We start from the raw sequence: 23,375 nt of genomic DNA, 5'->3' as shown, positions 1-23,375 counted from the left end.
ATTTGGGATAAAGTTACCCACAGACCCTGTGGATAATGTTGATAACTTTCCGGAAAGGCAGTTAAACTGGGGATTAGGCTGTGGATAAAAATGTGTGTTAAAAAACGTTAAGGCTTTTCCTAAACATGTCCGTATAGATTGAAAAAATGTGAACAACTTCGAAATAATGCAAACTCAATAAAACATTTATAGTTAAACTTTAATTCTAGAATTAATTAGCGCAATTGTCTGATTAATGTAGAAAACCATCGTATTATGCTGTATATCATCAAATATTTATGAATTCTATAGCCCAATATTTTGGTATCAGTATAATTTAAAAATTCTAACTATACATAATAAAAATTAAAATTTGGAAGAAGGAGTTTGCCGCTATTGATCGAATATTTCTAATAAACATGTGATTTTACCGAAAGGCAGTGCATGAGATGAGTATGGAGACATCATTGCAAAAGGGTATAATACGCAAATCCTGTTTAGCCCAGCGCGGAAGTATGGGGGAGAAAGAAAGAGCTGACAAGAGCCGTTTAATTCAGGAGAAGGTTTTGGCCTTATCAGACTATAGACAAGCTCAGACTGTTATGCTGTTTCTTAACTTTCGCGATGAGGCAGAGACGACGGGTTTAGCTGAGGCTGCTCTTGCCATGAAAAAGCGACTTATCTTGCCTCGTTGTGCGCCTCAAGGGATACTTCTGCCAATTGAAGTACGCAATCTTAGCGAGGATGTTGAACCGGGACTTTGGGGAATTCGTGAACCTAAATTGAAGCTTGGTGAAACAGAGCCTTCAGAGATTGATTTAATCCTTGTGCCCGGTGCAGGCTTTGATCTGCAGGGGAACCGTTTGGGATACGGAGGAGGCTATTATGATCGGTTTTTTATGCGGATTAAGCCGACTGTACCCCGAATTGCTATAGGTTTTGAATGTCAAGTCATTGATCAAGTCCCTGTGGATGATCATGATGTTAAAATGACCATGTTAATAACTGAAAAGAATGTTTACCATTTTGAATCTAGAAAACAATAGGGGGTATTTATTTGTGCACTGCGTGTGAGGATCTCGTCGATCCTAAAGAGATCAAATTGGATGAAATTATTGCCAAGTATCGAAGCGAAAAGGGGCCTTTGATTCCGATTTTACAAGAAGCTCAAGAGGTCTATGGATACTTGCCTGCTCACGTTCTTAAACACATTAGCAAAGCGACCCGTATACCGTTATCTAGGATTTATGGTGTGGTAACATTTTATGCCCAGTTCCGCTTAACTCCCGTAGGACGCAACCTGATTAATGTTTGTATGGGAACGGCCTGTCATGTTCGCGGGGGAGCCAAAGTATTAGAAACTTTGGAAAAGGAATTAAAAATTAAAGACGGCGCGACAACGGAAGACGGACGTTTTACGTTGGAAATCGTAGCCTGTATTGGAGCCTGTGGACTTGCCCCGGTAATATCCATCAATAATGAGGTTCATGGACGATTGCTGCCGGAGAAGATAGCAGGGATATTGGCCAAATACGAGTAGGGGGTTAAGGGATGGCTGAGAATCAAAAGATTCTAGTGTGTGCAGGAACAGGTTGTGCTTCTTCAGGGGCACTTCCAATCATTGATATTTTAAAAGAAGAAATAAAGCGTCAAGGGCTGGAAGAGACCGTAACTATTGTCGGTACAGGATGCCAAGGTTTCTGTGAAAAAGGACCAACTATTGTAATCGAACCTCAACATGTCCTATATACTCGTGTCCAAGGAGAAGATATTGCAGAAATCGTTGCTTCGGATGTTATGAAAGGTGAAAGGGTTGAACGGTTATTATTATTAGACACAGAAACTCAAAAACCCGTGACCAAAATGTCCGACATCCGGTTTTTCGCGAAACAACATCGAATTGTTCTGAAAAACTGCGGGGTTATTGACCCCCAGCGTATTCAAGATTATACGGTTCGCGACGGTTATAAAGCTCTTGAAAAAGTGCTTAAAGAGATGAAACCGAACGACGTCATTGAAGAAGTCAAAAAATCCGGATTGCGTGGACGAGGTGGCGCAGGATTCCCGACAGGTTTAAAATGGAGTTTCTGTCAACAAACGCCGAGTGACAAAAAATATATAATTTGTAATGCCGATGAAGGAGATCCGGGGGCCTTCATGGATCGCAGTGTTCTTGAAGGTGATCCGCATTCCGTTATTGAAGGAATGCTCATCGGAGCTTATGCCATGGGTGTTGATGAAGGATATGTTTATTGCCGTGCGGAATACCCTTTAGCTATTAAACACCTCAGCATAGCTATTAAACAGGCTGAAGAAGCGGGCTTTTTGGGAGACAATATTTTTAATTCCGGCTTCAATTTCCGCTTAAAAGTATTTGCCGGTGCAGGGGCCTTTGTCTGTGGTGAAGAGACAGCGCTGATGGCTTCCATCGAGGGCAAGCGCGGAATGCCGCGTGTTCGACCGCCCTTTCCGGCTGTAAGCGGTTTATGGGGGAAACCGACGAATATTAATAACGTTGAAACCTGGTCTAATATTCCGCATATCATCCGTCATGGAGCTGAGTGGTATGCTCAATTTGGAACGGAAAAGAGCAAAGGGACGAAAATTTTTGCCCTGACCGGAAAAGTAAATAATACGGGTCTGGTTGAAGTTCCAATGGGAACAACATTACGGGAGATTATCTTTGATATTGGGGGTGGAATCCAGAACGGCAAAGCCTTCAAGGCTGTGCAGATTGGAGGCCCCTCAGGCGGATGCTTGCCTGAGAGCATGCTCGATCTATCCGTAGATTATGAAACCTTGACCAATGCCGGAGCAATGGTCGGTTCGGGCGGACTTGTTATTATGGATGAGACGACGTGTATGGTAGACATTGCCCGTTTCTTCGTAAACTTTTCCCAGAAAGAATCTTGTGGAAAATGCACCCCCTGCCGTGAAGGCAATAAGCGGATGTACGACATTCTGGACAAAATTACGAAAGGCGAAGGGAAAATCGAAGATCTCGACACCTTAGAGAATCTAGCCTTAACGATTAAAGAAACATCCCTCTGCGGCTTAGGCCAGAATGCCCCAAATCCTGTCCTGGCAACCCTTAAATATTTCAGACATGAGTTTGAGGCCCATATTTTAGAGCACAAATGCCCCGCACATGTCTGCTCAGCGTTATTGAGCTATTCAATTGATGCCGAGAAGTGTAAAAAATGCGGACTTTGTTCTAAAAACTGTCCGGCTAACTGCATCAAAGGTGATAAGAATACTCCATATGTTATTAACCAGGATGAATGTATTAAGTGTGGTACTTGTATGGATAAATGTAAGTTCGGAGCAGTCAGCCGTTCGTAGTCCGGGTTTGCGTTTTCAATATCGCTATGATAGATATACTGAGAGGAGTGAAACACTTTGGAGTGGTTTACAATAACTATTGACGGCAGTGAAGTAAGCGTTCCCAAAGGAACGACTGTGCTTGAAGCCTGCCGCATGAACAATATTCCGATTCCTACGTTGTGTCATGATCCGGAGCTTACCCCTTCTGGTGCTTGTCGTTTATGTGTGGTTCAAATTGAAGGTATGAGAAATCTCCCTCCCTCTTGTGTTACCCAAGTGGCACAAGGCATGAAAATTGAGACGCAAAATCCAAAGGTTCGCGCGGCACGTAAAACGATTTTAGAATTATTAGTTGCCAACCATCCTTTAGATTGCATGACCTGTGAAAAGATGGGGAATTGTTCTTTAGCAGAATATGCTTACGAATATGGAGTAAAAGGTGATGTTTTCGCAGGGGAAAAACGCGACCTTCCTGTGGATAATGCAAATCCTTTCATCATTAGAGATCCTAATAAATGTATCTTGTGCGGGAAATGTATCAAGGCTTGTACAGAAATCCAAGGAAAAAGCAGGTTAGACTTTTCCTTCCGCGGATTTAACACTCAGGTAGGTCCTGCCTATAATATACCCCTCAACGAATCGGATTGTGATTTTTGTGGTTCTTGTGTTTCAGTATGCCCTGTGGGTGCACTGACAGAAAAACAAATGGTTGGGAAAGGACGTCCTTGGGAAGTCACTAAAGTTCAAACGACTTGTCCGTTTTGTGGTGTGGGATGTAACTTTGACCTGAATGTTAAAGATGGTAAGGTCATTGGTGTGACATCGAATCCGCAAGCTCCTGTAAATGGCAAGGCTCTTTGTGTAAAAGGCCGTTTTGGGATGGATATGATTTATAGCTCCAGACGCGTAACGACCCCGCTTATCCGCAAGGATGGCGTCTTAGTTCCGGCGGAATGGGATGAGGCTTTAGATTTAGTTGCTTCTAAATTTCGCGAAATTAAGGATGCTTATGGGCCTAATGCTCTTGCAGCTTTAAGTTCAGCACATTGTACGAATGAAGAAAATTATTTAATGCAAAAATTTATGCGCGCGGTGATCGGAACCAATAATGTTGATCACTGCGCCAGGACCTGACACGCTCCCACAGTGGCCGGTCTGGCCACTTCATTCGGCTCAGGTGCTATGACAAATTCTATTAACGAAATCCCTAATGCGGAGGTTCTGTTTGTTATTGGTTCAAATACAACGGAGGCTCATCCGGTTATTGGGACGAAGATGAGGCAAGCGTTGGCTAAAGGCGCAAAACTGATTGTAGTGGACCCACGCTGCATTGACTTGGCTGAACAGGCAGATGTATGGTTAAGACTTCGTCCAGGGACGGATATTGCTCTGGTTAACGGGATTATGCACATTATTCTTGCCAAGGGCTGGGAAGATCGTGGGTTCATTGCAGAACGTACGGAAGGGTTCGAAAAACTTAAAGAAACCCTTCAGAAATATACCCCCGAGTTCACCAGCCAGATTACCGGTGTACCGGCAGACCAACTCGAGGAAGCAGCAAGGATTTATGCAACTGCTGAACGGGCACAGATTTTCTATACTTTAGGAATTACTGAGCACTCCTGCGGTACAGATAATGTTTTGAGTCTGGCAAATCTCTCCATGCTTACCGGGCATATGGGCAAGGAATCTACGGGAGTTAATCCGCTGCGTGGGCAAAATAACGTTCAGGGTGCCTGTGACATGGGAGCTTTGCCCAATGTTTATCCCGGTTATCAACAGGTTAGCAATCCGGAGGTGAGAGCAAAGTTTGAGGCCGCTTGGGGAGTTCCCCTTGATCCGAATCCGGGCTTTATGATTCCTGATATGTTTGACGCTGCGGTGAAGAAACAACTGCGTGCTTTGTATATAATGGGTGAAGATCCTGTAATGACAGATGCGGATGCTAATCATGTCCGTAAAGGCTTAAAAGCTCTGGACTTCCTCGTTGTGCAGGAAATTTTCCTGTCAGAAACAGCACTGCTGGCTGATGTTGTTCTGCCGGGCGCTAGTTTTGCCGAAAAGACAGGAACTGTTACTAATACCGAGCGCCGAGTTCAGATGGTAAATCAGGCTATAAAACCCTTGGGGAATGCTAAGGCTGATGGCGAAATTATCTGCGAACTGGCCAATCGAATGGGTTATCCTTTCCCCTACGCATCAACCGCAGAAGTTATGGAAGAGATTGCCCAGCTAACGCCTCAATTTGCAGGAATATCCCATGCGCGCCTGGGAACTCAAGGACTGCAATGGCCGGTCCCAACTGCGGATCATCCTGGGACTAAGTTCTTGCATGAAGGTAAATTTAATAGAGGCAAAGGGCTATTCGTTCCTTGTGAAAATCAGCTGCCTCACGAACAACCTGACGGGGAATATCCACTCCTCCTCAACACAGGACGGAAACTTTCTCATTACAACGTATTTACGCAAAGTTCTGAAGGGCTAATTAAGAACTCACCGGAGGAATTGGCAGAGCTCAATCCTACGGACGCTAAGCAAATGGGAATCAGCGATGGTGACGTTGTAAAAGTAGCCTCTCGCCGCGGAGAACTTAATACTAAGATTAAGGTAACTGAACGGGTCCCTGCGGGCATGCTATTTATGACTCTTCACTATGCCGGATCACCAACCAATGTTTTAACTAATGGAGCCTACGACAAAGTCACTAAGACCTATGAGTACAAGGTCTGCGGTGTAAAAGTTTCAAAACTCTAGTAAATACTAAAGGGGCTTTCGTATTTAGCGAAGGCCCCTTTTTTATCCAGTTTTTAGACCTCCACTTCTGTAAAAGGGGTGGGGCCTTCGTAAACTTCAAGTGGGGTAGAGTCCTCCTTCGCCGCTAAGTATTCCTAGTGGGAAAGGCGGCTCGGCAATAATGTCCACAGGACATTATTTATCGAAAGTCCCGATGTTCGGCTTTAGCGTAAGCGAGTTTACTTTGTTGGTAGTATATAAGGAGGCTTTGAGAAATTGATACTTCAAGACACCATAAAACAGCTTTCTAAGCTCGAGGCGACCGGAGTGTTGCTGGCCGGAGGAAAAAACTCGCGCATGAAGAAGAATAAAGCGTTCTTGGAATTAGAAGGTAAGCCTCTTGTGGAACGCACTTTAGAAGTTCTGGAAGCAACCTTTTCCGAAGTCCTAATTAGCAGTAATGAGCCGGAACTTTATAAGGACTACAATTTTTCGGTTATTCAAGATGAACATCGTAATCAGGGACCGTTGGCAGGACTTTATCAGGGTTTGAAAGCTGCCCACAACTCTTCTGTTTTTTTTGTCGCTTGTGATATGCCTTTTCTGCAAGGAGAGCTTATCCGCTTTCTGTTTCGTTGGGCACCAGACTATGATGTCGTCGTTCCACGGTTTCAGTCAGTAATTCATCCTCTCCATGCTTTTTATCGTCGGAACTGCCTGCCGGAAATTAAAAAAAATCTTGAGGCCGGTCGCCTCAAGATTACCGATTTGTTCTCTGCATGTTCCATAAAATATGTGGAGGAAACTGAACTAACGAGTTTTTCGGGTTTAGGTGATGTTTTTTGTAATGTGAATACTCCGCAGGAATGGTTAAATATCCTTAAACGATAATTCGTTCGGGACAGGTATAGATATTCAAGCGCTGTTCCCGTGCAAAGCCAATGACAGTAATGTTTAAGGCGGCGGCCTGAGATAACGCCATATCAGTTGGGGCACCACGGGCGATGAGAATGGGAACTTTCATTTTAGCAACTTTTAAAAGAATTTCAGAAGATACTCGGCCGCTAAAGAAAATAACATGGTTTTCAAGCTGTAATCCGGAGCGAAAGGCACTGCCGTTTAATTTGTCAAAAACGTTATGGCGGCCGATGTCGTAACTGGTTAAGATCACTTCGCCTTGATGTCCTACCCCACCGCTGTGGACTCCTCCGGTTGCCTGAAAAAGCGGAAGATGGTACTGTAAAAAACCGGCGTATTTGTAGGCTTCTTCAAGAGAAATACGATAAGTTGAGACGAGGGGTTTAACCATAAGTGCATCGTTAGCGAAGCAAAATGAAGCTCGGCTTTTTCCACAGCAAGCTGAAACAAAACGTTTGCTCATAAGTTCCTTTTGCAAAAGGCATGGTTTACCTTCGATCCATACTAAATGATCAGCAGGGTCCTGGCGAAGTTCATAGACGTCATTGGGAGTTTGGATAAAGCCCTCATTGAGTAAAAAACCTAAGGTTAGTTCTTCGGTTTGTGAAGGAGAACATAAAAGGGTAGCAATTTCTTCCCCGTTATAGTGAACGGTCAGGGGAATCTCTTGGACTATACAGTCTTCAACCTCTTCAAGCTGAAGGCCGTTGGCTTTTAAGATGGTATGAGTTACTATTTCCTTAGTCATGTATACCTCCTCGTACCCTGTTAACTCTAGTTTACAATATTTTAAGACAAATCTAAATCATTTTTTCTTTAAAATCTGATACTGAAAAATATAGAGGATTTTGGTGTCTTATCTCGAAAAGTATAAGGAACACTTAATATAATAAGTGTTGCAATTGGACAACTTATAACGATTCATTAGTTATGTTTTTTCATGGTATGAAGGTTTGAAAAATTTTGAATGCTCCGAAGCTGGCTTTTCTAAGGCAAAGGCTATGAGAACCAGACAAGTGTTTAAGACACTCGGGTATTACGGGAAACTGTAATATCTCCCATTGGAAAGGAGTCTGTTGACAGGAGGAAATAATCCCCCGGTTGTTTACAGACCGTGGCTTTTTTTTATTTATCTTGTAATAATAAGAGGGGGATTTTATGCAGGATCAATTTCAAAGGCAAATTGACTATCTAAGGATTTCCGTAACTGATCGATGTAATCTTCGCTGTAAGTACTGCATGCCAAGTCAAGGCGTAGCATGGATGCCTCATGAGGACATTCTTACTTTTGAAGAAATTCTTCGCTTAATGAGGCTTAGTACGCAGCTGGGGTTTCATCGTTTTCGCATCACAGGGGGAGAACCGCTTGTCCGCAGAGGGATTTTGGAGTTCCTGAGCAAAGGATCACAAATCCCCGGAGTTGATGATTTAATGCTTACCACCAATGGACTGTTGCTTTCTGAAATGGCCTTTGATTTAAAAGCTGCAGGTGTACGGCGTGTAAATATTAGTTTGGATACGATGAATCCTGAGCGGTTTGCTGAGATTACACGCGGCGGAGATGTTTCGAAGGTGATTCAAGGAATTTTCCGTTCTCTTGAAGCTGGGCTGAAACCGGTAAAAGTTAATGTTGTCGTTGTCCGTGATTTCAATACTCAAGATCTGCCTGGTTTTTTAACACTAGCCAAGCAGTATCCCATTCATATCCGTTTCATAGAACTCATGCCGATTGGCTCAAGTTCCGAAAGACGAAGTGATTTTGTTCCTATACAAGAGATGAAAGAATTGTTAGGAATTAAGCAATATGTTCCTTCAAAAGAGATTTTAGGCGGGGGTCCGGCAGAATACTTCCAGCTCCGTGACTTTAAAGGAAGTATTGGGTTTATCAGTGCTTTAAGTCGTCATTTTTGCAGTACCTGTAATCGCATACGTTTAACACCTGACGGCAAACTCAGGCCGTGTTTGCATAGTAAATTGGAAATTGATTTAAGGGAAGCGCTGCGAAATGGCAGTTCAGATCAAGATCTGTTGGATATAGTTGCCCAAGCAGTATGGCGTAAGCCTGCTGAGCATCATATGAATGAAGAAGCTCTGCAGGGCCAGCGTATTATGTCTCAAATCGGAGGTTAGAGGATGAATGATTTAACTCATTTTGATGAACAAGGGCGTGCCCGTATGGTCGATGTCAGTGATAAAGCAGAAACTTCTCGAGTTGCAGTAGCTCATGGAACCGTCCAGATGAAGCAAGAGACTTTAGATCGAATTCGCAGCGGGGGTATTGCTAAAGGAGATGTCTTGGCAGTTGCTCAGGTTGCAGGAATTATGGCTGCCAAACAGACTTCCCAGCTAATTCCCATGTGTCATCCTTTGGGAATAACAGGTGCCAAACTGAGCTTCAATTTTAAAGACCCGGGAGAAGTTGAGATTGAAGCGATTGTAAAAGTTCAAGGAAAAACAGGAGTTGAAATGGAGGCCCTGACGGCTGTGAGTATTGCCGCCTTGACCATCTATGATATGTGTAAAGCCATTGATAAATCCATGACGATCGGAGAAATATATTTGGTAGAAAAACAGGGCGGCAAAAGTGGACATTTTTTGCGCTGATCAAAGGCAAGAACAAGAGGTACAATAAGAAGCTAAACAATTATAAATATCATATTGGTCAGGTTCTTCTTATAAAGGGCGAGTAAAATGGAATATTCAGAGAAAGAGGGACGATGAAGGTGGGTAAAATTGTTGCAGTCTGCGTAAGTGAACGAAAAGGAATGCGTAAAAAAAATATAGGTGAGGGAATCTTAAAGGTCGGTTTTGGACTGGAAGGCGATGCTCATGGCGGGAATTGGCACCGAATGGTCAGTTTGTTAGGGATGGAAAGCATCAAGGCCATGCAGGACAAAGGGTTGGACGTTGGTCCCGGAGATTTTGCTGAGAACTTAACGACGGAAGGGTTGGAATTATTTTCGCTTCCCATCGGCACAAAGTTAAAAATAGGTGCATCAAGTATTGGCGAAGTAACTCAAATCGGCAAAGAATGTCACTCTAAATGCGCCATCTACTATCAAGCGGGAGATTGTGTCATGCCCAAGGAAGGGATTTTTATTCGCTTACTGGAAGGCGGAGCAGTTCGTGTAGGGGATACTATTGAGGTGATCGAATAGTGGTAAGAGTTGGAATAATTACGGCAAGTGATAAAGGCTCACGCGGAGAACGAGAAGATCATTCAGGTCCCGCCTTAAAACAGATGGTTCGGGAAATGGGGTGGGAGGTTGTTGAATATGCGGTTCTTCCTGATGATCAATTGCTCCTTGAAAAAACCCTGTGTAAGTGGGCCGATGAAATTAACCTGGATTTGATATTGACGACCGGCGGTACTGGGTTCTCCCCCCGAGATGTCACGCCAGAAGCAACACTGGCTGTCGCTGATCGTTTAGTACCGGGCATAGCGGAAGTGATGCGTCAAGAAAGTTTAAAAGCGACTCCAAAAGCGATGCTGAGCAGAGCGGTGGCTGTCATCAGAAAGCGAACTCTTATTATCAATATGCCAGGAAGTCCTAAGGCTGTTCGCGAATGCTTTACAGCGATTTCTTCGGCTTTGCCGCATGGTATTCAAATTCTCAAGGGGGAAGCGAGCGAATGTGCCACTCCCGATAAATAAGATAACGTCTTAGAGTTAAGGGCTTGCACAGTCTTGTGAAAGCTCTTTAACTTTATCCCTTTGCTTGTCACTCTTGTCCAGGATTTAGCGTATGATATCACAGAGGTGGCTTGAAAGGTGATGATAACAATGACTAAGGCCATTGCGTTTGTTGATTACGAGAATATCTGGACAAGTTTACTTGAACGAGGCTGTGAACTGACACCGGAACAGTTAGTTCAATATTTACAAACTTACGCCCAAAAAAACGCCATGGACTTGCAAGCTATTTATTTGTATGCTAATTTTGATCGTGAGGAATTTTGGCGTACTCAAACAAACTTTGAAAAGACAAATGTCTTCACGAGACATGTATTTAGTAAGAATAATTATGCTAGTACCGGATTGCGCCGTAATGCTGCCGATTTAGAACTGATGCTGGAAGCTCAAGAAATTTTGCTCACACGAACAGCGACCTTCGACCTGTTTTTATTAATCACAGGTGATGGAGATTTTCTTTCCCTCCTACGCAAAATCAGAGCTTGGGGTAAAGAGGTTAAAGTTGTTGGGGTAGGCGGCAGTGTCCATCATTCTTTGCAGCCTTACTGTGAAGGAGACGACCTTTTAGAATGGGTGTTTCATGAGAACACGGAAGCAGAGTATCAACCGGCAACAGATTTAGAGCGGGGGGTTCAAATTATTGGTTCGCTTCAAATCCGATTACCTTATGTGGCTTCAACTAAGGCAAGAGCAGCCTTAGCAGAGCTTCTAGGGCGCTCTATTCCTCAAGTCAAAGAGTTGATCCGGTATTTATTGAAGGAAAATATGCTTTCCGAGAAGGAGCATCTGGACAGCAATTTGAAAATAGGTAAAACTAAGATCTACCTTCTTAACCAAAAACACAAGAAAGTAAGGGAAGCCCTTGGGCCGATGCTTGATGAAGTAACCCAACGCCAATTAAAACTAATTTCGGAGGACTAGATGAATAAAATGGTAATAATATGGAAACTATAGTTTCTAGTGATTTAAAGGTCTTGGAGTAAGATCTAAGCTATATAATCAAAAGACCTATATAGCAAATTGGAGAAAACGGGATATATTTAAGGTACAAGACAAAATTCGGCTATTTGGGGGGGTTGCTTTCCGCTGTCCCCTTGCATATTATTATAGTGATATTGTTAGCACTCAATAAAGCCGAGTGCTAACAAATTATAAACTAATAAATAACATTAAGGAGGGTCTTTTCTTCATGAACATTAAACCTCTCGCAGATCGGGTAGTCATTAAAGCGCTCCCGATGGAAGAAAAAACAAAGAGCGGAATCATTATGCCGGATACGGCTAAAGAGAAACCGCAAGAAGGCGAAGTTGTGGCTGTAGGGCCTGGCAAAATGGAAAAAGGGACTCGCGTTGCACTTGATGTTAAACCAGGTGATAGAGTCATTTATTCTAAATATGCAGGTACTGAAGTTAAGTATGATGGTGAAGACTACCTGATTTTAAAAGAAGCAGATATCCTGGCTATTCTCGGTTAATTAATTAACATTTACTTAAGGAGTGAATAACGTGGCAAAGCAAATAGTTTTTAATCAAGATGCTCGGCATGCTTTAGAGCGTGGTGTCAACGCTCTCGCAGAAGCTGTTCGTGTTACTCTCGGACCTAAAGGCCGTAACGTTGTATTAGATAAAAAATTTGGATCTCCCTTAATCACTAATGATGGAGTTACGATTGCCCGTGACATTGAACTCGAGGATCCGTTTGAAAATATGGGTGCTCAACTTGTTAAAGAAGTCGCTACCAAAACTAACGACGTTGCTGGTGACGGAACAACGACTGCAACCGTTTTGGCGCAAGCCATCATTAGAGAAGGTTTAAAGAATGTCGCTGCCGGTGCCAATCCCATGGGAATTAAACGTGGTATTGAGCAAGCGATCGAGCTCGTTGTGGGAGACATTAAAGCCAATGCTAAACTTGTGGAAACAAGCGAAGCTATTGCTCAAGTTGCCTCAATTTCTGCCAGTGATAAAACAATTGGCAGCTTAATCGCTGAAGCTATGGAAAAAGTAGGTAAAGATGGAGTTATCACCGTTGAAGAAGCTAAGGGTATGACAACTGAGTTAGAAGTTGTTGAAGGTATGCAATTTGACCGCGGCTACATTTCAGCTTATATGGTTACTGATACTGAAAAAATGGAAGCTGTGCTCAATGATCCTTACATCCTGATTACCGATAAGAAAATCAGCTCAATTCAAGATGTTCTGCCTGTACTCGAAAAAGTTGTACAAGCAGGCCGTCAATTGTTAATCATTGCTGAAGATATTGACGGAGAAGCTTTGGCTACCCTCATTGTCAACAAATTAAAAGGCACATTCGTCTGTGTCGGTGTTAAAGCTCCTGGTTTCGGTGACCGCCGCAAAGCTATGCTGGAAGATATCGCCGTACTTACAGGCGGAACAGTTATTACCGAGGATCTTGGTCTGAAACTGGAAAATACTACTGTTGATATGCTTGGACGTACACGTCAAGTTCGCGTTACTAAAGAAAACTCCACCATCGTGGAAGGCGCCGGTGACGTCGAGGATATTAAGAAACGTGTCGAAGCAATCAAGAGACAAATCGATGAAACCACTTCAGACTTCGATCGTGAAAAACTCCAAGAACGCTTAGCAAAATTATCCGGCGGCGTTGCTGTAATTCAAGTCGGTGCAGCTACTGAAACCGAAATGAAAGAAAAGAAACTTCGGATCGAAGATGCTTTAGCTGCTACCCGTGCTGCCGTTGAAGAAGGTATTGTTGCCGGCGGCGGAACAACCTTGATTGACGCTATTAGCGCTTTGGATAAACTTCAACTGACAGGCGATGAAGCAACAGGAGTTATGATTATTCGTCGTGCTTTAGAAGAGCCCCTGCGTCAAATCGCTAACAATGCCGGTCAAGAAGGTTCGGTTGTTGTTGAGAAAGTCCGCTCCTCCAATAGAGGAACCGGTTTCAACGCTGTAACCGAAGTTTATGAAGATATGATCGCAGCCGGTATCGTGGATCCTGCTAAGGTTACACGTTCAGCTCTGCAAAACGCCGGTTCCATCGCTGCAATGTTGCTCACCACTGAGTGCTTGGTCTCTGACCTGCCTTCTAAAGACAATGGTGCTGCTGCTATGGCTGGTATGGGCGGCATGGGTGGCATGGGTGGCATGGGCGGCATGATGTAATAAAAGCCCTGTATTCCCACAAATACAAGGCTCTATCATACATCAATTTAGCTCTGACCACATTTTGACCACATTGAGAATATATTATAGAGGTTTCTCATGAGTTCATCGAACTTTTGGGAAGCCTCTTTTTATTTCTTCTTTATTCGTAGATTATGAATTATTAACAATTATTTTATTACTAATACATATGTAATTTAGATTCAATTAGCTCAAAAATATTAACAGTACTAATTATAGATTAAACACTATTTTGCTATAATTTATCTCGAGAAATTTCCTGTGGGTTTAAGTTATTGTTTCTTGACATATATAGATTATCTATATATTATTGTACATAGATAATCTATATATGGAGGGAAGAATGTGACAATTGATAAAAGTTTTTTAACCGGGAATACTACTATGCTGATTTTAAGACTGCTTGACGAAAATGATATGTATGGGTACCAAATGATTGAAGAGCTTCGTAAAAAGTCAAATAACGTTTTTGAGTTAAAAGCAGGAACATTATATCCGTTGCTCCACACTTTAGAGAAAAAGAACATGGTTACTTCGTATGAAGACATTGCTGATAATGCGAAGGTACGGAAATATTATAGTATCACGAAAAATGGCCGCAATTGTTTAAATGAGAAAAGGGAAGAATGGAAAACATACATTACCGCGATAAATGAAGTGTTAGGAGGTGCAAGTTTTGCAACAGACTAGCATAATCGCTGAGTACTTGGAAATTGTGCGCCAACAGATACGTTGGAAGAAGATACAGTCTTCTCTTTTAGAGGAAATCAATAATCATATTGACGATCAAATTAGCGCCTTTATAAATGATGGACTCGATGAGGAAGAGGCAACTAAGAAGGCTATTGCCGATATGGGTAATCCCGTTGTCGTCGGAAAACGGCTTGACCACACACATCGTCCAAACTTAGTTGGCATAGGATTAGGCTTGATTATAATTCTATCCGTTTTAGGGTCAGCAGATATGGGTAACAGCCTATTACGAATTATTGGGTTTGGAGATCAAATAGTCCTCGGGATTTTTGTTCCAAGATTAGCAGAACTGGTTTATCTAATAGGGATGTTTGTTATTGAATCTTCATTTGCGTTTATCTATGCTTCTACTAATGTAAGTAAAGCAGTGATATATTGCCAGGGTTTTATTGTGACTGCTGTCTATTTATCTGAAGTATTCCCGCGCATAAGATTTGTGCTGCTATTAGTTGCAGTCAATATTATTTGTTTTCTCGTTTTATATCGAATTACAAGAAGCATTAAGTTTGGACTCGTGTGGACAGTGACTAGTTTCAGTGGGCTTTTTATATTTGTATTAGGTACTCAATTTAATTGCTATATGTATAATCATTTAGTAAATGGGAACTACGGTGGGTTTGAGAATGTCCCTAAAGCCTTAGCAGCTATCGCACTCATGTGTCTGGTTCCTCAAGTATTTATGGCATTTCTTATAAGAATGAGAAATTCAAAAGTGCAAATTGTATAAGCCTGGAATATATTTCATCTCTTCCAATTTACCCCTTCCAAATGGAAATCTTAAGTATCACTGAGGTATATTAGCAAGACAATTTACAATGTTGTGTCTAGGGGTATCTCATCAAAGGTATCCCATTTTAACTTTTTATAGAATAATTTTCAAATTCGACAGGATTATCTAAATTTCATCGCAGGGAAAGCAAATAAAAAAGAGAATCAATTAATACGATTGAAAACGCAGAAAATTACTGGGACTGTGTTTGACATTGGAACTAGATACAATTAAAGCTATCAAATAATTGAAGAAAGGATGTTATAAAAATGAATTATCAGCAGATTGCAGACCTTGTACATAAATTAGTCAAAAATCCTAAAAGCCCGGAAGTGTTAAAAGAGGAAGTACTATCGGGAGAAGTGAGGATGAATGAATTCACTTGCATTCAAAAGGTTTTTTCCAGGCTTGAGGCGTCAGGGGATGTTTTAACGTTTGAGATTACGCCGCTGGATTTTTGGGGATAAGGGAAATGGGTCCTCAGCTTGATCAAGGCATTACAGTTGAAATCACCAATTTACTAAGTAAAAATCATCTGAGTTCAGAGATTCGAGCTATCATTTATTCTTCCTTGGAAGCTAATAGTAAGGCCGGCGAACACTACAGGTGGGCTCATCTGACATTGATGAATTGCGAGTGTATAAATGGAGTGCCCGAAGTTGCACTACCTGGTGCAATTGCCATGGAATTATCTGCCTTGGCAGCCGACATTTTCGATGATATTCAGGATCAGGACAATGATGACCAACCTTGGCGTAAAATCCCCACTGCAAACGCTCTCAATCTGGCTATCTGTCTAAGTATGTTGAGCAGTGAAGCTGTCGAGCAAATACAAGACGGCCGTATTTACAGGGAAGTTAATCGGACCTTAAACAAAATGTGGATAAGAGCAAGTGATGGTCAATTTCAAGAGGCATTACTTGATACTTGCGAAAAGGTATCCCTTGATGATTATTTTGATTTGGTAAAACGAAAGTCAGGCAGTCTAACAGCTTCTGCATGTAAAATTGGTGCAATTTTAGGAGGAGCATCGGAAGAGATAGTATTACAATTGGAACAGTTTGGATCAAATTTAGGTATTATGAGCCAACTATGGAACGACTTAAATGACTTCTTAAACTTTGAGAAGAAAAGGGATTTTGTTAACAATCGCAAAACTCTTCCGTATGTCTATTTACTGAACACTCTAGATGGTAAGAAAGTAAACGAGTTTAGGGAATTGACTCGATTACAAAGGTTTGGAAAGCAAGAACAAGATTATTTAAAACAACTGGCCATAGATGAAGGGGTTGTTCACTACTGTAGAGTTATGTATGAACTATTTCGAAGAAAGTCACTGGAAATAGTGCAAAGGCTTCCGGTTCTCGAAAATCGCAAGGAAAAGATGATCAAACTTGTTGAAGAAAATGTTTAGGCGGCAAGCATATTATTATGCTAGTGCCGTCTTTATCTTATTAGCGGTTGTTTATTTCTTTGCAGCCATGAAACAACCATATATTGGTCTCAAGATTACAGAAATTGAGGGACAATGGAAAGTCATTTCCGCGGATCCTCAAGGTGAAGGTTACAAATCGGGGATCCGTATAGATGATGTTATTGTGAAAATAGACAAAGACGATCCCGGTAATTATTCCTTAATTCAGAAATGGAGTGAGGCAGAGGGAGCCTCAACGTTCGAAGTCCTTAAGCAAAACGGGATATCTGATCAGATGATTAATATTCCTATACCCTCAGTTGTGCAGAATACTATAAGTGAAACTCCTTTTACAATTCTTGGGGTTGTGTTTTGGCTTTTAGGATTTGCTACCTGGTTAAGACGGCCGTTTCTGGTTGAGGCCCGGAAGTTATTTTGGTTCAACTGGAGTACAGGCTTGGCTATCGTCTTAGCTTCAGCTTCGAGCCGTGATTTGTTATTTGCTCGGGAATTAGAGTATATAATTTTTGCGACTGTGCCCATCAACCTTAATGATTTTATTTCTATTTTTCTAAAAGACAACAATAAACAGATTAATCGCTGGGGTCGTCTCATTTTAAAATTGATGTTTGCGTTGATCTTATTAATAACTGTGTTGCAATCTGCAAATATTACTAGCTCCTTCAGCTCATTAAGAAAACTGGTGCTAGCAATAATGACCATTGGTAGTCTTTTTGCGCTTTGGAATTTAAGTTCCTTACTAAGTTTACCAAAGGATAAACCGCAAAAAAATCAGGCAAACATTTTGCTTATAGGTATGGTGGTAGGGTTTTTGCCATTTGTTCTTCTGACGGCAATTCCTACTATCCTTGGACTTCAACCGATAATGAATTCTCATTTTAGTTCACTTTTTGTTTCAATGATTCCAGCTATCTCCTATTATGCCGTAGTAAATAAATATCTACCGGACAGTCGAAGGTTAATAGGGATTATAATACCATTCGTCGTTCCGGCAGTAATTCTCTGTATTGTGATAAGTTACCTACTTTTTGCTTTAAAGGAATCGGAAAAATTTAGTCTGAAGCCATATCTTTGGACTCCAGTTTTATTTATAATCGTTATTTTGGGTTTTGACGGACTAAGATTTTTGACAACTAAATTGTTAGATAAAATCATATTTAAAAATAACAAGCATTCTTTCAAAAATAGAATTCTTAAACTAAATGAGCAGTTGTCTATACTTAATGAAGAAAATCAGATAATGGAAGAAATGATTCGTAGACTTGCTATTGAGGGCGTTTTCATAATTGCAGAGAATGGTAAAGGGGAATATCTTAAAAGGGCTTCGGGGAGATTTTTAAAAGCACCGGACGAACAAATTGCGTTGGAAGAATTTGTTCAAAGAGAACCAGAAACTAGCTCGGATTCCAAAATTCTTCCGGATGATTATTCAGCTGAAATTTACATTCCTGTTATTAGTGACGATTATACTTTTGCAATATTTTTAGGTCATCGCAAATCGCATGTTAAATTTGAGCCAGATGAACTTCCGCTAATTGAGTTGGTTTCCAGTCAAATGGCTCATCGGCTTAAGACTATGCTTGTTATTCGGGAACTGTCGAAAGAAATAAAGGACTTAGCTCAACGATCTCTCGAGGAACAACGTAAAACCCAGGGGCTTCAGGGAATAAATATCTCTTTGTTTAGAAATCTGGAAAAGGAGAGAAAGTTAATAGCCAGTGAGATTCATGACGGGCCTTTGCAATTAGGGCTAGACGTGAATCGTTGGTTAAATTACTTAGTGGAAGAGTGCCATTGTAGTGAGAACACGAAGGCTAACAAAGCAATTTGTCATATACGAGATCTAGTGGAAAATTTGAACTTTGAGCTCCGATTAATATGTAATGACCTGCGTCCTCCGTCATTAACTGATTTAGGGCTGGTTCCTGCTATTGAATTATTATGTGAAGAAATTATGCATAACGAGTTATTATTAATTTCCCTTGAGACTGAAGGCATGAATCGCGAAGAACGATATGAGGAAGAAGTAGAATTAGCAGCTTTTCGGTTTGTACAGGAAGGTATAACAAATGCCATAAAACATTCAGGTTCTAGAAAGTTAGAGGTTCAAATTAAAATGAAAGAATCAAGGTTGGAATTGACAGTGAGCGATTCTGGTAAAGGGTTTGATACTAGTAAAATAGAGGATTGGTTACTGACAAGTGTTCACTTTGGAATTGTTGGAATGAAAGAAAGATTGGAAAATTTAGGAGGTGAGCTTCAAATTAATTCAATGATCGGGCAGGGTACCTTTCTTAAAGCTGTAATACCTATAGTTTGAAAAGATTATCCCATATCAATTTTATGAGTGCTCTATAAAAGGGAGGAAGATAGAGGTGCCATTCAACCTTGAAAAACTACTAAAGGTTAAGGTACTAGTCGTAGACGATCATACACTTTTTGCGGAAGGAACTGTTTCCTTATTATCTTCTGAACCCCGAATCTCGGTAATCGGAATAGCTAAGAGCGGAAAAGAATGTTTGAGGCTAATTGCAGTATCTAAACCCGACGTCGTATTGTTGGATATTAAGCTTCCCGATGCTAGTGGTACGGACTTAATTGACAAGGTAAAGAAGGTTCAACCAGCAGCAAAAATCATTATGCTGACCGGACATAGTCCAAAAGGTTATATTACTAAATCAATGAGTAGAGGAGCTAATGGTTTTTTATTAAAGGACTGTGCTGTCCAGGAGATGATTCAAGGAATATTAAAAGTTTATAATGGTGGAGTTTACTTTTCGAAGGGTTTAGAGATCTTCTTTCCTTCCGAAAATAACTGTGATAGGATACATGCTCTTGCAGAAATAGTAGAACTACCTGGAGAAAAGCTAACACCTAAAGAAAGTGAAATTATTGAATTAGTATCAAGAGGGTTACACAACAAGGATATTGCAGAGGTTTTGGGAATTAAAGTGGCAACTGTTAACTTTCATGTGAGTAACATCCTTGTAAAAATGAATGTAAAAACACGTTTGGAAGCCGTCCTAAAATACAAAGATGGAGAACTTAGCAATTTGTAAGTTCTCCATCTTTGTATTTTAAGTACTTTTCTACGAAAATGCATTTTAATGCTGTCAATGCATTTACAAAAGATAAGTATATGTCCGAAGATGCCGTTCAGCTGGATTTTATGATATCCTATAGTAAACTACATTAACTAATTTTCTAAGGACAAATTTGCCCCATGGGTAATTTCCATTGCCTTAGATGAAGCTAAACGAATGTTAAAGGATATAAATAAAAACCAAAACCAACATTACTTCGATATCTGACTTGATGATGTTTTCAGACGGATTGGACATGTCTATAGAAAATAAAGAAGACAATAATAATATCTTTAATCGATTAGAACAAAAGAATACCGAAATTTTAATTCTTAAGTATTATGTCGACTTAACATTACAGCAAATTACTGGTATATTAGGTCTCAACATTTCTAACACAAAAGTAAGATTACATAGAGCTAAAGGGAATTCCGGGAGTTAATAGAAAATTATTTGAAAACATAGTAAGTTAAAACTATAAAACCACCATGAATAGAAATCCGTGGTGCTCTTCTGTGGTTCGGAATTCCCAGATGTTTTAGGAAAGGTCTAATTAAGAATTATGGATCATATACTTGGTCTATTTAGGATGGTTATAGAATGAGCTTTGTATCAATAGTAATAGCTAATTCTTTTGTAAGCGTGATGACCGATAGCCGTACAAGTGAACTGAACTCTGACGGGACGATTTACAGGGTAAAAAGTGAGGACTACCCAAAAATTTTCTCCTTATCTGACAATGCCTTTATTGCTATGGCAGGATTAGTGGAAGATGCACAAGAATTTATTGAGTGCTCAAGGCTAAAGCAAGCTATCTTAGAACATGGGTTATTGAAGGAAAAATACGAAATAACAAAATGGCTCGAAAGTGTTCGCCAGCACATCATTACCGACTATAACTTTAAAGTGTTTTTTGGCGGGTTAACGATAACCAATGAACTAAAAGTTTATATTATAAATAGTAAAATAAAGGAACTGGCAGAACTCGAATATAGTGAGAACGAAATAGGTTATTACCTATCACCCAGCCAATATATAGATAAGGGTTGGGTTGAAAATTTATTTAAGGAGCTTTATCGTCTTTATGATGGAACGCCAGAAACAATGAAAGTCGTTCAAGAACTACTCAATGATATCGTAGCTAATAGTGACGAATCAGTAAATAAGAATAAGAGATGGTTTTGTCTAAGGCGGTCTTTGATCAATTGACGAAAGATAATCTATTTAAAAAAACCTTTGTTTCCGAGAAAAATAGAGATGAAATAATCGAAGGCGGGTGATTTTCACTAGAGGAGATTGAGGGCATCGAGGAACCAAATAAAACTGCCTCCGATCGTCTGGCTATAGACAGTTATTTTGTTTCTGTAAATGAGTCTGGAAAGTTAAAGAAGATATGGACGTGGATAGCTATAACTTCCTTTATAATAGGTACGAGCATCTCAATTATAAGCTTTTTTCAGACGATAAATATTAAATAGTTCTTGCTTTGAACATAAATATTAAATGGCGGCCTTAGAGAACTGTTCCCTGTCAAGGAGAGCATATCTTGGGGCTGCTTTTTTATAGATTCTCAGTAGACAAATTTATTAAATCGTAAGTTTCTCCTTCTTTGTTTTTTAAGTCCTTAACTGAGCTCGTAATTTATATAGTTTTGGAAGAATGGTTCGAATTAACTATTTATATATTGTAAATTCTGAGATACAACAGACGAAATTGCATAGATACCTAGTAAAATTACGGGGGACAATGCTGAAAAATTACGATAATCTTGTTTTAGATGGCGAATCTACAATTTGGAATGGCGATTAAACTAATTTTAAGTATTAGGTTTATGTATTTAGGTGGTTTCTGCCACTTGAATAATGACGCCTTCAGGTCAACTATACCTGCAAAGTACCATTTGGTCTGAAGGCGTATGCCCCTACACAAAATGTAAGTATCCTTATACTATACCTACTGGGGATGTTTGTGAAGGGAGAATTTATGTTAAGGAGGGAAAATTGTTTTATCCTCATATTAAAAAGGATATGTATTTTTATTATCCCCAAAAATATTCTGAAGAGAAGGTCAATATTAATGGGCAACCAATGATTGTTCCATATTACTTGGTAGTTATTCTAGGTTTTTTTAACTATTAGAAGTTAAGAATTGAGAGGGTAATCAAATATGAAAAAGAGTACAAAGTTATTAACGGCCTTGCTAGCGGTTTCTTTATTATTGCCAGTTTTTTCTTCAACCGCTTTAGCAAGTAGTAGAGCATTTTCTGGATATCTTCTTCCCAAATATCAAGGTTTTAATTATACATCATGTTATCAGCATAATCAGTCAACAGCCGCGATTTACGCTCGGGCTGATAAGTTAACCAATACAGATAAATGTTACTTATGGGCAGCAAAATCAGATCATACAGCATTATCCACGACGACAATTTCATTTGTGGCTAATAGCACTAACAAGTGGCTCTACTTCTCGGATAATCAAAGCCATGTAGGTGAGTACGTATGCTTAGGGATGATGAATTATTATAGCTCTTCAAGCGGTGCATATGTTGATGGATATGTCGATTTCTTAGAATAAGTAATCTGGTTGCATTAATTTAAGCATTTAAGTATTCCTGAGGTCGCCCCCGATACACCCTCAAATAACGATGAGTGTGTATCGGGATTATAACTTATAAACTTAAAAGGGGATAAAAATGATAACACTTATTAAGATGGAATTAAGAAATTGTTTGAATAGGAAACAATTTAAAGTTATGTTTATTGTGCTATTACTGTTGGTTATTTATTCTTTCATTGATACGGGATTAATTGTAAAAGGAATGAGTTTAAGTGGCCTGAGATCAGGTTATGAAATGTCGATTTTGCAACACCCTTATGGACAGGCCATACTTATGACTATATTATTTGTGCTTCCTTTATTTGCTAATATAATATATTCAGATTCCTACATTATTGATGTGAAATCAGGTATTTATATTTACATAACGACCAGATCTAAAAAAAACGTTTATATTATCTCAAAAGCAATCGCAGTAGTGGTTTCTACTTTTATAACCTTCTGCGTACCGTTGGGGATTAATGTTATTCTTTCAATCATTACATTTCCATCAATAAGTTATGAAACAAACGGCGTTCCCCCATATATAATTGAATATAATCCGGAAGAATTATTAAATTGGTTGAGAATTCAAAATCCATTGGTCTTTAGCTTAGTTGCGATCGCTATAATTAGCTTATTTGCCTCACTTTATGCTTTGTTAGGATATGCAATATCTTTGAATTTTGGAAGAAATGGTTTGATTCCTATAGCTTTTGTAATGTTAGCTTATCTTGTTATAGATACATTTATTTCTTTATTACCTAATGGATTTCACTATCAGCTAACTAATTTGGTTCTACCAACTACTACTGTTAGTGCTCCCTATTTTTTTCTTTGCATTTTCCTCATTCTTTTATTAAGTGTAATTCTACTTTTGCGACAGTTATATATAGTATCTGAAAATATATAGCTTAAG

The 23,375-nt window shown here is 40.1% G+C and carries 23 protein-coding genes and 1 riboswitch; of the genes, 22 read left to right on the top strand and 1 reads right to left on the bottom strand.

The genetic code is table 11. From position 1 onward, the window contains the following. The first annotated feature begins 428 nt into the window (after positions 1–428). From ACPUYX_RS14780 to mobA, 5 genes are all read left to right on the top strand, one after another. On the top strand, positions 429–1,025 hold the full coding sequence (locus tag ACPUYX_RS14780; protein WP_426380398.1) for a 5-formyltetrahydrofolate cyclo-ligase: 597 nt from the start codon (positions 429–431) through the stop codon (positions 1,023–1,025). Between the two features lie 11 nt (positions 1,026–1,036). After that, entirely contained in the window at positions 1,037–1,519 is a 483-nt protein-coding gene (nuoE, locus tag ACPUYX_RS14775) for an NADH-quinone oxidoreductase subunit NuoE (protein WP_426380397.1), read from the top strand. An 11-nt stretch (positions 1,520–1,530) separates the two neighbouring features. Further along, a complete protein-coding gene (nuoF, locus tag ACPUYX_RS14770) occupies positions 1,531–3,321 on the top strand; it encodes an NADH-quinone oxidoreductase subunit NuoF (protein ID WP_426380396.1) in 1,791 nt (596 codons plus the stop codon). A 57-nt stretch (positions 3,322–3,378) separates the two neighbouring features. Then, on the top strand, positions 3,379–6,057 hold the full coding sequence (fdhF, locus tag ACPUYX_RS14765) for a formate dehydrogenase subunit alpha (protein ID WP_426380395.1): 2,679 nt from the start codon (positions 3,379–3,381) through the stop codon (positions 6,055–6,057). A gap of 255 nt (positions 6,058–6,312) precedes the next feature. Continuing rightward, positions 6,313–6,927: a molybdenum cofactor guanylyltransferase gene (gene mobA / locus ACPUYX_RS14760; RefSeq protein WP_426380394.1), complete on the top strand. Its 615-nt coding sequence runs from the start codon at positions 6,313–6,315 to the stop codon at positions 6,925–6,927. Here mobA and fdhD read toward each other — a convergent pair. Beyond that, a complete protein-coding gene (gene fdhD, locus ACPUYX_RS14755; RefSeq protein WP_426380393.1) occupies positions 6,917–7,702 on the bottom strand; it encodes a formate dehydrogenase accessory sulfurtransferase FdhD in 786 nt (261 codons plus the stop codon). The genes mobA and fdhD overlap by 11 nt on opposite strands. A gap of 210 nt (positions 7,703–7,912) precedes the next feature. Continuing rightward, positions 7,913–8,043, top strand: a riboswitch (molybdenum cofactor riboswitch). A 69-nt stretch (positions 8,044–8,112) separates the two neighbouring features. Between fdhD and moaA the strand changes: the two genes are divergently transcribed. The 17 genes from moaA to ACPUYX_RS14670 all read left to right on the top strand — a co-directional run bounded on the left by moaA (position 8,113) and on the right by ACPUYX_RS14670 (position 23,369). Then, positions 8,113–9,084, top strand: coding sequence for a GTP 3',8-cyclase MoaA (gene moaA / locus ACPUYX_RS14750; protein ID WP_426380392.1), 972 nt, complete (start codon positions 8,113–8,115; stop codon positions 9,082–9,084). Between the two features lie 3 nt (positions 9,085–9,087). Further along, on the top strand, positions 9,088–9,558 hold the full coding sequence (moaC, locus tag ACPUYX_RS14745) for a cyclic pyranopterin monophosphate synthase MoaC (RefSeq protein ID WP_426380391.1): 471 nt from the start codon (positions 9,088–9,090) through the stop codon (positions 9,556–9,558). Positions 9,559–9,677: 119 nt separating this feature from the next. Further along, positions 9,678–10,112: an MOSC domain-containing protein gene (locus ACPUYX_RS14740; protein ID WP_426380390.1), complete on the top strand. Its 435-nt coding sequence runs from the start codon at positions 9,678–9,680 to the stop codon at positions 10,110–10,112. Continuing rightward, a complete protein-coding gene (gene mog, locus ACPUYX_RS14735; RefSeq protein ID WP_426380389.1) occupies positions 10,112–10,609 on the top strand; it encodes a molybdopterin adenylyltransferase in 498 nt (165 codons plus the stop codon). Before ACPUYX_RS14740 ends, mog begins: the two co-directional genes overlap by 1 nt. A 120-nt stretch (positions 10,610–10,729) precedes the next feature. Beyond that, a complete protein-coding gene (locus tag ACPUYX_RS14730; protein ID WP_426380513.1) occupies positions 10,730–11,569 on the top strand; it encodes an NYN domain-containing protein in 840 nt (279 codons plus the stop codon). A gap of 268 nt (positions 11,570–11,837) precedes the next feature. Continuing rightward, positions 11,838–12,122 (top strand): co-chaperone GroES, encoded by a 285-nt coding sequence (gene groES / locus ACPUYX_RS14725; protein ID WP_426380388.1) that lies wholly within the window; start codon positions 11,838–11,840, stop codon positions 12,120–12,122. A 31-nt stretch (positions 12,123–12,153) separates the two neighbouring features. Then, positions 12,154–13,797 carry a chaperonin GroEL gene (gene groL, locus ACPUYX_RS14720; RefSeq protein ID WP_426380387.1) on the top strand — a complete coding sequence of 548 codons (1,644 nt, stop codon included), beginning with the start codon at positions 12,154–12,156 and terminating at the stop codon, positions 13,795–13,797. A gap of 366 nt (positions 13,798–14,163) precedes the next feature. Continuing rightward, positions 14,164–14,508, top strand: a complete 345-nt coding sequence (locus tag ACPUYX_RS14715; protein ID WP_426380385.1) for a PadR family transcriptional regulator — start codon at positions 14,164–14,166, stop codon at positions 14,506–14,508. Continuing rightward, the gene (locus tag ACPUYX_RS14710; RefSeq protein WP_426380384.1) at positions 14,495–15,298 is read left to right on the top strand and encodes a permease prefix domain 1-containing protein; all 804 of its coding nucleotides are present in this window, start codon (positions 14,495–14,497) and stop codon (positions 15,296–15,298) included. Before ACPUYX_RS14715 ends, ACPUYX_RS14710 begins: the two co-directional genes overlap by 14 nt. A 311-nt stretch (positions 15,299–15,609) precedes the next feature. Beyond that, positions 15,610–15,807 (top strand): hypothetical protein, encoded by a 198-nt coding sequence (locus tag ACPUYX_RS14705; protein ID WP_426380383.1) that lies wholly within the window; start codon positions 15,610–15,612, stop codon positions 15,805–15,807. Positions 15,808–15,812: 5 nt separating this feature from the next. Continuing rightward, positions 15,813–16,754 carry a polyprenyl synthetase family protein gene (locus ACPUYX_RS14700; protein WP_426380381.1) on the top strand — a complete coding sequence of 314 codons (942 nt, stop codon included), beginning with the start codon at positions 15,813–15,815 and terminating at the stop codon, positions 16,752–16,754. A gap of 295 nt (positions 16,755–17,049) precedes the next feature. After that, positions 17,050–19,095: a GAF domain-containing sensor histidine kinase gene (locus ACPUYX_RS14695; protein ID WP_426380380.1), complete on the top strand. Its 2,046-nt coding sequence runs from the start codon at positions 17,050–17,052 to the stop codon at positions 19,093–19,095. A gap of 55 nt (positions 19,096–19,150) precedes the next feature. Continuing rightward, positions 19,151–19,834 carry a response regulator gene (locus ACPUYX_RS14690; protein WP_426380379.1) on the top strand — a complete coding sequence of 228 codons (684 nt, stop codon included), beginning with the start codon at positions 19,151–19,153 and terminating at the stop codon, positions 19,832–19,834. Positions 19,835–20,090: 256 nt separating this feature from the next. After that, complete coding sequence (locus ACPUYX_RS14685; protein WP_426380378.1) at positions 20,091–20,300, top strand: sigma factor-like helix-turn-helix DNA-binding protein; 210 nt, start codon at positions 20,091–20,093, stop codon at positions 20,298–20,300. Between the two features lie 158 nt (positions 20,301–20,458). Next, a complete protein-coding gene (locus ACPUYX_RS14680; RefSeq protein ID WP_426380377.1) occupies positions 20,459–21,067 on the top strand; it encodes a hypothetical protein in 609 nt (202 codons plus the stop codon). A 957-nt stretch (positions 21,068–22,024) separates the two neighbouring features. Continuing rightward, positions 22,025–22,435, top strand: a complete 411-nt coding sequence (locus tag ACPUYX_RS14675) for a hypothetical protein (protein ID WP_426380376.1) — start codon at positions 22,025–22,027, stop codon at positions 22,433–22,435. A 118-nt stretch (positions 22,436–22,553) separates the two neighbouring features. Continuing rightward, positions 22,554–23,369, top strand: a complete 816-nt coding sequence (locus ACPUYX_RS14670; protein WP_426380375.1) for a hypothetical protein — start codon at positions 22,554–22,556, stop codon at positions 23,367–23,369. Positions 23,370–23,375 lie beyond the last annotated feature (6 nt).

The sequence above is a fragment of the Desulfosporosinus sp. SYSU MS00001 genome (genome assembly GCF_049943955.1).
In the GTDB taxonomy this organism is placed as follows: domain Bacteria; phylum Bacillota; class Desulfitobacteriia; order Desulfitobacteriales; family Desulfitobacteriaceae; genus Desulfosporosinus.
The sequence above is the reverse complement of the archived record's forward strand: the minus strand, read 5'-3'. Positions and strand labels throughout refer to the sequence as shown.